At 43.5% G+C, this 10,181-nt stretch carries 9 protein-coding genes; 5 read left to right on the top strand and 4 right to left on the bottom strand.

Going from position 1 to position 10,181, the window contains the following annotated elements; all coding sequences use genetic code 11:
• Positions 1–1,047 (bottom strand): ABC transporter permease (locus tag F6K20_RS10830; RefSeq protein ID WP_287294648.1); only part of this gene is annotated, 1,047 nt, incomplete at its 3' end.
• Positions 1,048–1,169: 122 nt separating this feature from the next.
• A complete protein-coding gene (locus tag F6K20_RS10835) occupies positions 1,170–2,648 on the bottom strand; it encodes an efflux RND transporter periplasmic adaptor subunit (protein WP_008181246.1) in 1,479 nt (492 codons plus the stop codon).
• A gap of 1,199 nt (positions 2,649–3,847) precedes the next feature.
• Between F6K20_RS10835 and F6K20_RS10840 the strand changes: the two genes are divergently transcribed.
• The 4 genes from F6K20_RS10840 to feoB all read left to right on the top strand — a co-directional run bounded on the left by F6K20_RS10840 (position 3,848) and on the right by feoB (position 8,286).
• Positions 3,848–4,330, top strand: a complete 483-nt coding sequence (locus tag F6K20_RS10840; RefSeq protein WP_287294650.1) for a hypothetical protein — start codon at positions 3,848–3,850, stop codon at positions 4,328–4,330.
• Positions 4,269–4,415 (top strand): PEP-CTERM sorting domain-containing protein, encoded by a 147-nt coding sequence (locus tag F6K20_RS39895; protein WP_353736747.1) that lies wholly within the window; start codon positions 4,269–4,271, stop codon positions 4,413–4,415. Before F6K20_RS10840 ends, F6K20_RS39895 begins: the two co-directional genes overlap by 62 nt.
• Before the next feature lie 664 nt (positions 4,416–5,079).
• Entirely contained in the window at positions 5,080–6,144 is a 1,065-nt protein-coding gene (locus tag F6K20_RS10845) for an AAA-like domain-containing protein (protein WP_287294653.1), read from the top strand.
• 288 nt (positions 6,145–6,432) lie between these two features.
• Complete coding sequence (feoB, locus tag F6K20_RS10850; RefSeq protein WP_008181262.1) at positions 6,433–8,286, top strand: ferrous iron transport protein B; 1,854 nt, start codon at positions 6,433–6,435, stop codon at positions 8,284–8,286.
• 42 nt (positions 8,287–8,328) lie between these two features.
• On the opposite strand, the gene F6K20_RS10855 is transcribed toward feoB, so the two are convergent.
• Positions 8,329–8,568, bottom strand: coding sequence for a hypothetical protein (locus tag F6K20_RS10855; RefSeq protein WP_008181263.1), 240 nt, complete (start codon positions 8,566–8,568; stop codon positions 8,329–8,331).
• 48 nt (positions 8,569–8,616) lie between these two features.
• Between F6K20_RS10855 and F6K20_RS10860 the strand changes: the two genes are divergently transcribed.
• Positions 8,617–8,955 (top strand): P-II family nitrogen regulator, encoded by a 339-nt coding sequence (locus tag F6K20_RS10860; RefSeq protein WP_287248372.1) that lies wholly within the window; start codon positions 8,617–8,619, stop codon positions 8,953–8,955.
• Between the two features lie 368 nt (positions 8,956–9,323).
• On the opposite strand, the gene F6K20_RS10865 is transcribed toward F6K20_RS10860, so the two are convergent.
• Entirely contained in the window at positions 9,324–9,779 is a 456-nt protein-coding gene (locus F6K20_RS10865) for a DUF3531 family protein (protein ID WP_008181265.1), read from the bottom strand.
• Positions 9,780–10,181 lie beyond the last annotated feature (402 nt).

Raw genomic sequence — 10,181 nt, forward strand, 5'->3', positions numbered from 1 at the left:
GGGCAACTCAAACTTATTGGCAACCCCAATCGTCGCCCAATGTACCGTGGCGATCGCAACTGTACCTCCAACGAGACTTAGTAAAACAGCTTCTAGAATAAACTGCAGCCTAATCTCTGTCTGGGTTGCGCCGATTGCTCGCCGCAGGCCAATTTCTTGGGTGCGTTCAACCACTGAGGCAAGGGTAATATTGGCAATGCCAACACCGCCAACCAAAAGCGTAATGATTGCTAGGACTAGCAGTCCCCGGGAAACAAATACCAGTGTTTGCCGTTGCTCCAAGATATCATCAATGTTATTCTGAGCCCAAAACATTCCACCTGGGTAGCGTTGGGATAACAGCTGCTGAGCCTGCTGTTCTAGGTCTTTCATGTCTTTGAGATTGTTGGGGCGCAGCTGAAGTCCTCCGATATCACGACCGCCGCTCAAAACTCTATAGAGGGACAAGGGCACCAGCATCTCACCGTTTGGTTTATACTCTGCAGTTCTTAGCTTAGTTTCGATTACCCCTATGACGATATAGGGCTGGTCAGCGGCATAAAGGCGTTGCCCTATCGGGTTTTGCCCAGGAAAAAGTTGCTCTGCCAAAAATTGATCTATGACCGCCAAAGGTCGATAGTTGGCAAAATCAGCAACACTGAAGAACCGCCCCTGCAGGATTGCTCGACCCGAAGTCAGCAGGTAGTCTTGGGAAACTGCATGGATAGAAAGGTTCGCCTGCTTATCTTGGAAGATGACTTGACCGCTATCAAACCCAGTATAGGTACTGATGGCATACAAGCCTACCATTCTCTGTTTTAAGAATTCCATATCTTCTAGCTGAAGCTTTCTGCCATCGTTGGTCCAATAATAGACGCTCAACTGAGGTGCTTCTCGCTCGGCTAGTTGTTGTTCAATAACAGTTCGGCTGATACTGCGTATTTGTAAGGTGGCGCTGACTGAAGCGACCCCCATAAAAACGCCCAGGGTTGTTAGCAAAGAACGTAAGGGGTTACCACTTAGAGAGTTGTAAGTTAGAGCAACTAAGTCAAGGGGTGAGATGCTCATGAGCAATTCAAAATAAATAAATAAATAAATAAATAAATAAATAAATAAATAAATAAATAAATAAATAGCAAGTGTTTTGGCTGCTTCTGAAAAGTTTTGAGCAACCATTGCTTCGATTTGCTTTACTGCTCTGCTTTGGGGATAACAGGCATTCCTGGGTTTAGGGACGATCCAGTGGGGGGCAAAACTATCACGTCGCCAGGGCGTAGTCCCGACGTTACCTCTACCTTTGTTAAGGCCTCTAGCCCCAGTGTTACACTGCGTTTTTGAACCTTGCCTTGAGTATCCCGTACCCACACGAAGGCATTAGCTCCAGAATTTTGAATCACGTCCGTGTCCAAAACTACTACATTTTGGCGTGCAGCCACAATAATCTCAACATCCAATTTGCTACCAGGAATCAGCGTCTTGCTGGGTCGATCCAGCTTTATAGTTGCAGTCACCGTGGCTTGACCAGAGCTTTTTCCCTTCTCACCATTATTATTTGAGGTAGTTGCCAGTTTTGACACGCTTTGAACTCTGCCAGTGAAACTTTTGGCGTTTGGTCCAATCACTCTAACGCGGGCAATTTGATTGACTTGAACGCGGACAGCATCAAGGGGTGAAAGCTGGAGTTTTACTATTCCTTGTGAGGGATTGCCGAGGGTCAGCAGAGCATCGCCCAGCTTGACCACTTCTCCAACTTTGACATTGATTTCCAGCACTGTTCCATTCAGGGTTGCCTTGACAAGGTTTTTCTGTATTTCCTCCTCAATTTTTTTTCTCTCCAGTCTCAGGCGTTCCAGTTCATGAGTATCTGTACTGACCTGTGACTGAGCATCCTGCAATTGAGCTTCAGCAGTCAGAACTTGGTTTGACAGTTCCCGCTGTTTACTTTGGCGCTGCTGTTGTAGACTCTGCAGTTCCAGTACCGTGGTGTCAACGGCTAACTCAGCATCCCGCAATTGAGATTTAATCGTTAGGATTTGGTCTTTCTGTTGCTGAAGTTCATTTTCTGGAATAAAGCCCTTTTGCAGGAGAACCTCACTTTCTTGGAGTTCCCGTTGAGCAGCGTTGAGTTTTGCAGTAAGTTCTAGAACTTTTTCACGGTTGCGAGCCAGCTGGAGTTCCTGCTTGCGCATCTCTACCTCTTGGAAGGCAAGTGCCTGGAGTTCCTTTTGAGCCACTGTCAGCTTTTGGGAGGCTTCAATAGTTTTCTGACGGTTGCGCTCTAGCTTCAGTTCTTGTTTCTGAATCTCTAACTGCTGTTGCGCAAGGGCAGTTTGGCGCTCTGGATCCCTCAGAATTACCAGTGTCTGACCTAATGCAACACTATTACCCACACCAACAAGTATCTGCTCTACTGTGCCATCTACTGGAGATTGGAGAGTTTGTTGACCACCTAGTTCCATCGTCCCGCTCTCGTTAATCACTTCCTCAAGATAATCTTCTTCCACGGCCAACAGACTTACCTCTACTGGCTCGGAGGGACGATTCTGATTCCAGTTGTAGAGTAGCAAGCCACCAGCAGTAGCTATGGTCAGCATCCCTGACCAGCCGATCCATTTAACTCCACTCTTAAATTTTTGTTTTGCCCTTGTGCGATCAGCCACAGTCTTCATGGACAAGTCTAGTTACCCCTTTAGTATTCATAATTTACTTTTAATGTCAATTAAGGGTTGAAACCCTTGTAATTTCCTCAATAGTTCCAAAACCATGATTTTGAACCCTTACGGGTATCTCCTCCGGAGAGGCTGCGCCAACGCCAGTCGCTTTATGCCGGGGAACTCGTCCACCGCGCTGGCTCACAAGTCTCGAAACCCTTATGGGACAAGAGGGGTTTTTAATTTAGATCAGGCGTAATTTTATTTTACCTACTGCTGCTTAGTAGCAAGAAACCATCAATAGACCCAACTTCCAACAAAAGATGCCTTAAAACTCCCGGTTCGCTTATTTTCGGCGTTGCTGAATACTGGAATGGTTAAACAGAAAGGGGAATTTTTTTGGCTCTTCCGGACTTACGGCGGTTTGCATAACTATGAGGTACATTAACAAAAATCAGCAAACCAGTTACGGAAATCTTAAGGTGCGCTTTCCGCATTAAGAATTAAATTCGCCACGGGTCGCACCTGTGGATAGGATAACAGAATGGCTATTTCGGATACTAACCTAAATTTTCCAACCTTGGGGTCCGTTTGATTCACCTCAAGATGCGTTCGCGTAGCGTGGCCTACGGCCAATCGCATGGTGCTACAGCAGCAAACCCTGGCAACGATGAAGCGAATCCCTTGTCGAGTTGGAGTAGAGCGATCGCTTGATTTTGGTCAGGACTTACCCATTGCCCCCTAAATCCCCCAAACTTGGGGGACTTTCTCAGTAGTACCCCCCATATTTGGGGGGTTAGGGGGGCGAACCCAACTAAACTTCGTAAGTCCTATTGGTATTAAAGCTATCAAGCTATCATGCTTAATCTCAGGGCAATTGGAACGTGCCATTTAGTTGAGCTTGGCTTCAATAAATATTATACATAACCTACACATAAATCATACGTTTAGCTAACGCGATTGGCCGTAGGCCACGCTACGCGAACGCAAACTTCCATCACTTTAATCTTCTTTATTAAGTCGCAAACTCGTTAATTAAAAAGTTCGTAATTAATCGAGATTGACCCAATTCAAAACCTTAAGAAGTTATACGAACTTTTAGATATTTTATTTTTTGATATGGATTGACATACTGAAAATAAGCAATCCAGTTCAATGTGGCAAAAAAAAACCCGATTAGACTAGCATCTATCACCCCTTAGCCTGATAAAAATACAATGACTAAAAAATTACTCACCAAATTAACAGTTGCTACCACCAGCCTAGCCTTAGTCACCTTAGGAACTACCAGCAGCGCACAAGCAACAAGCTTAACTGGACTGATTGAATTTGGGACTAATGGATCAGGAAGTACGAACAGTCCACTTGTTTGGGATACCGGTGCTGATAATAGCTTTTGGGACTTGTTCGTTACCAGCGATGGTGAAGACGGTGAATTCATTAATGGCTCAAGTACTCGCAACATCGACTTTGAACTAACAGAAGGTATCCATACATTTACGATTTATGGTGATGGGAGAAGCGATTTTGCTAATCGCAGCAGTGATTACGGTTTGAATTTGTTTTTCAATGGAGAGACCGCCAATCCAGGGATTTCAGTCTTTGGAGAATTAGCCCGGTCCAAATGGTTACTGGGACATGGTGGGACAATTTACATTAAACGTAGAAACTACAAACTTAGAAACTACATCTGTCCCTGAACCGGCTTCAGTGCTAGGTCTGCTGAGAGTGGGTGCATTCGGTGTTGGTGCAACCCTCAAGGGCAAAAAGAAACAGCAAGCCTAAGCTGGCCTTCTCAAGAAATTAGCAATCTTAACAAATTACCAATATATAGCAGTTCTCAATTGGGTATTGAGAGCTGCTATATAGTGTAGACAATCTATACCTAAGCCATACGTTGAGCAAACGCGATTGGCCTATGGCCACGCTACGCGATCGCAAACTTTCGTAAGCCTTACTAAAAATGTAGGCTAACGGAATTTGATATAACACACCGAACTCTTGACTAGCTCCTACCCGATCGAGACATTAATCATTTTGAATAACGAAGTAGGCGAAGCCAAAGAACGAAGCAATTAGGATTTCAGCAAAAGGGCTATCATCTTTGTAAGCATTCAGCTATCAGCCGTGAGCCAAAGGCTCACGCTACTTGAGGTGCCGTCAGCTAATCAACGGGAGGTAGTAAACAAGCTTACGGGCTGGTACGCCTGGTTGAAAATCCCTGCTCGTTTTACTCATCCGACCCCGTGCAGTTCTCGGGCCTGCTAGCACCTCAAGTAGCGTGCGCGTAGCCCATAAGCTGATAGCTGATAGCTGACGGCTGAATGCTTACTCATCTTTTGGTTTGCTTCTAGCCATAATTTTGATTACTGACCTGGTATTATAGCAGTTTTATATGGTTATATCACACTCAGGTTAGCCGCCAAGAATCATGTAGGGTGCAAAGTAAATGGCAGTGCTTAACTCACAATACCTGATTGATATTCAGGAAGGATTAGGATTTGCTGAACAATTAGTGTTTTCCAACACAGGGCAATATCTGAGTGATATCCAAAGAGCAGTTTTGCAAAAATCCTGGCAAGGGCAACGCAAAACCTATGACCAAATCGCTCAAGAGTTAGGCTATTCAGCAAGTTATATCAAGCAGACCGTTGCCCCTAAATTATGGAAACTGTTCTCAGAGGCACTAGGGGAAAAAGTCAGTAAAACCAATTTTCGCAGTGTACTCGAAAGACGACAGGTCAATCAAGAATCGAGTCATACTCAGGAGCAGATTGGGGTATTGAAACAGCGACTAGAGCCTTACTACAAAGGGAAGGTGCAATCTACAGCTAAGCAACAGATCTCAAATGTTCTTTTTCCTAACCATCCCCAATCCCAAATCCTCAATCACCAATCCCAGCAGTTGGAGTTACCAGAGGGAAGAGTTCCTTTAGCTTCCCGATTTTATGTCGAGCGAGTCCCCTATGAATTTAGGTGTTACGAAGAGATTGTTAAACCAGGAGCCTTTATTCATATTAAAGCACCCAGACAGATGGGTAAAACATCCCTGATGGTCAGGATTCTGGCTCATGCAGAAACTCAGGGTTACCAAACTGTGCGTTTGAACCTTCAACGAGTGGATGTTGAAATTCTCACTAACCTAGATAAATTTTTGCGTTGGTTAGCCTACAATGTCACCCGCAAGCTGAACCTAAAACCTATGCTGGATGATTATTGGCATCAGGACCTCGGTAGTAAAGTCAGCTGCACCACCTATTTCCAAGACTATAGCAATTCTCATAGCTATGAGAATTGCTATAAGTTGTACAGTATCGAGCTGGTGAATTGGTCAGACAATCACGTGATGGTTAGCTGCAATTTGTATCAGCGATACTTTAGCGATCGCGTAGCGTCGGCTTTGCCGAATCGCTTTAATAGTTATAGCGCTACGGGCTGGCAACAGGCAACAGGCAACAGGCAACAGGCAACAGGCAACAGGCAACAGGCAAGCCAAGTTTTACAAAGCTTGTAGTAATTTATGCCTCACCATTATTTGTAAATACCCGACGGCGTATTGCTATAGTAATCGGAAATATAGGGTTTTCCATACTTATGAGATACACAGGATTTTTTCCCAATTCCGAAGTTCCCTATTCCCTCTTCTGAGTTCCCTGTTCCCAGATCCGCTGTTCCCTGTTCCCTAAAATCCCAAAATTCTGTACCTCACCCAATTAAAAACCGCTATATTGCTATATAATCGTTACTGTTCAAGGCCCCCCGATAGCCTGCAGAGCTTAAACAAATATCTGCCAGTAACATTATGACCTCTTGCCATAATACCAGCACCGCCGTCATTGAAGACTCGAAAGGGGTTAAGCGAGTTGCCTTGCTAGGAATGCCCAACACGGGCAAATCAACCTTCTTTAACCGTATCACAGGTACCAGTGCTCACGTTGGCAATTGGCCCGGCATTACTGTAGATCTACTACAAGCTAATGTCCAACTCAATGGCGAACCTACGGAATTCGTAGATTTACCAGGAATTTATGACCTGAACGGATTTTCTGATGATGAGAAAATTGTTCAAACCTTCTTAGAAAATTTTGCTGTTGATCTATTTATTATTGTTCTCAATGCTTCCCAAATTGACCGTCAAATTCGCTTGGCATTGCAGGTAAAAGCCCTAGGTTTACCTGCAGTGGTGATGCTGAATATGGCTGATGAAGCTAAGCAATATGGAGTTAAAATCAACACAGAAAAATTATCCGATAATTTGGATATGCCTGTGTTCCTCATTAGTGCCAAGTATGGAGACGGCTATATGAGGGCATACCTAGAAATTTCTAAAACATTAAACGCACAAGAAGAATCGATTAATAGAGATAATCGAATAGATAATCTAAAAACTCGTTTATCTGAGCATAGCTCTATTTCCACTAAAGAGATAGAATCAGTACTAAATGGTGCGGTAGAAATGCCCTCTGAGATGGCAGTCAATTTAACTGCCAGGATTGATAAGTTCCTGCTGCATCCGATATTGGGATTACCCTTGTTCTTCTTAGGAATGTTCCTGGTATTTTGGGTGGTTTGGACTGTGGGACTCCCCTCTCAAGACCTGATGGATGATATGACTGGCTGGATTCAAGGTGCCATAATTGAGCCTGTCATCCAACCCTTACCCACAGTGATTCAAGACTTTTTGATTAATGGGATTTGGAACGGTTTAGCTACCGTTGCTTCCTTTGTTCCATTAATTGTGCTGTTCTTTATCTTAATGGCAATTCTAGAAGATAGTGGCTACCTATCCCGTTCTGCCTATTTAATGGATATCTTTATGGAACGGTTGGGGTTAGATGGTCGCAGTTTTGTGATGCAAATGATGGGATTCGGCTGTAATGTGCCCGCATTAATGGGAACTAGAGTTATGCGATCGCAAGCCTTGCGACTGCTAACTATGCTAGTGATTCCTTTTGCTTTGTGTGCTGCCAGACTCCAGGTATTTGTCTTTATCATTGCTGCTGTATTTCCCCATGGTAACGGAGCGTTAGTATTATTTTCCCTATACCTACTTAGTTTTGTAGCCGCCATTGTCACTGCTGCTCTTTTCCAAGGAGTCTTTAAAAACGAGGAACCTTTTATTATAGAATTACCCCCTTACCGAATTCCCACCCTCAAACAAGTGTTACTTAGAGGGTGGGGAGAAGTCAAAGAATTTTTGCAACGAGCATCTGGGTTTATTACCTTTGGCTGTGTTGCCGTTTGGTTCATCACGAATTTACCGCCAGGAGCGACAGGATTGGATACCATTGGCGGGCAAATTGGACAATTTTTCAGTCCGGTCATGAATCCCATTGGTATTAATCCCCATTTAACCCTAGCTCTAATTTTTGGTTTCATTGCTAAAGAAATTGTGATTGGCTCTTTAGCTGTAATTTATGGACTTAACTCCGTTGCTGTTAGTCAGCAGATAACTGATACAGTGACATTTATCCAAGGATATAGTTTTTGTATCTTTTGCTTAATCTACACTCCCTGTTTAACTACCGTTGTTACCCTATTTAATGAGGCAAAATCATGGAAATTTACCCTATTTTCCTTAGTGTTTTCCTTAGGGTTGGCTTGGGTAGCTAGCTTGATATTTTACCAGGGAGCTTTAGCACTGGGATTTCAATGAAGAGATAGCACTTCTCAATTGGGTGAGGTACAAATTATTGGGTTAATGGGAGTCGGGAGGGGGATTCCCACTTATAGCACTATGCGCTACTGTTAGGACATTCCTAAACTCCGAAACGTAAGTAATCGCTGACTTTTGACTTCTGACTTCTAACTTCTGACTTGCGCGTAGCGCTATATCCTCCCTGAGCAAGACAGTCAAGAACATCGCAATGAGCCAATGACCAATCATAAATGTATTATTTTTTACAGAAAAATTTATTTTTCGTGGTATATATGTCATGCTGGTGTTAGTTAATTGGAGTGGAAGCCCCAGTAAGGGGCTGGGAAAATGCAAAAAATCGAGGCAATTATCCGAGCCTATAAGCTCGAAGACGTCAAAATCGCTTTAGTCAATGCTGGTATCGTTGGCATGACCGTGTCTGAAGTTCGGGGATTTGGACGGCAGAAAGGTCAAACTGAACAGTATCGCGGTACAAAGTACAGAGTAGACTTTCTTCCCAAGGTCAAGCTAGAAGTGGTTGTTGAAAATGGCTTAGTTGACATGGCAGTAGAAAAAATTCTCGCTGCTGCTCACACTGGTAAAATCGGCGACGGTAAAATTTTCATCAGTCCCATTGAGCAAATTGTCCGGATTAGGACTGGGGAAAGGAATCTAGAGGCGGTTTAATCCCTAATCAAGTAGGGTGGGCAAAAACAGTTTGCTTATTTTGATAATTCTAGATTAGAATACTTTGCCCACCCTACTTTAATTGGTATTTTTTTTACTTGAGCTTGTCCGGTGGGCAAAAACAGTTTGGTTCAAATCAGTATTAATGATTAGATTACTTTGCCCACCCTAATTGAATTGGTATTTTTTTTACTAAGTGGTGATGGGTAATGTAAGCATTCAGCTATCAGCCAAAGGCCAAGGGCTTTTCCCCAGACTTTCAATTTTATTCTAAGCTGACCGCTGACAGCTGAACGCTGTTCGCGTACGCGTGCGCGTAGCGCATATGCTTACAATCCAGGCACGATTTGCTAAGTGATTAGTAGGACTTAGTTTAAATTAGACTCGTAAAACATTGATTTGCTCCGATCCTGTACTGGCCAATCGTCGTTTTCACCACCTATAATTAATTTTTCAATCTCCACATATTCTTTGGCAAGTTGCCGGAGAGAATTAATTAAAATATCAAGAGCGATCGCATCACTAGTTCCTAAATCAAACCAGCAGCGCCCCCAAGTGCCTTCATACTCAAACTCGCCCTGATTATGCATCAAGGCCATTAAACTCTTTTCCGCTACTCTATCATCATATTCCATGTAGCTGATTTCTAGGCCAACCTCTTGCACTGGCAGGTTTTCTGCATCAAATCCTCCCAATTTACCTAATAAAAACCAGGAATTGAACAGTTCTTCCACATATTCCTTTTCCCGATAGGAAGGAACAGTGCTAAATTCTATCCAAATCCACAAATCAAATGGGTTAAACTCACGAAATATAATTTGCATATCGTTTAGGGAACAGGGAACAGGGAATCGGGAACAGGGAATCGGGAATCGGGAATCGGGAATCGGGAATCGGGAATCGGTGAAAAGCAATTATTTTAACTAACACTTAGTTTTTTTTATCGCCATTAATCCCGAATATCGGATATTAACTTTTTGATTAATCCTGATTTTTTTCAAACCCTATCTTATCACAATTTTAAACGAGTTGTGAAAAATATAGTTATGAAAAATCACCAATAGTGAGAGAGGGAGCAGGGAGCAGGGAGCAGGGAGCAAGGAGCAGGGAGCAGGGAGCAGCTCAAGGGCACCTAAGCAGTTGTGGAGAGCCAGTTGCTAATCTAAGTCCCCATCTCCCCATCTCCCCATCTCCCCATCTCCTGCTCTTCCTGTGATTCCCTCAAA

It is taken from the genome of Moorena sp. SIO2C4 (genome assembly GCF_010672485.1).
In the GTDB taxonomy this organism is placed as follows: Bacteria; Cyanobacteriota; Cyanobacteriia; order Cyanobacteriales; family Coleofasciculaceae; genus Moorena; species Moorena producens.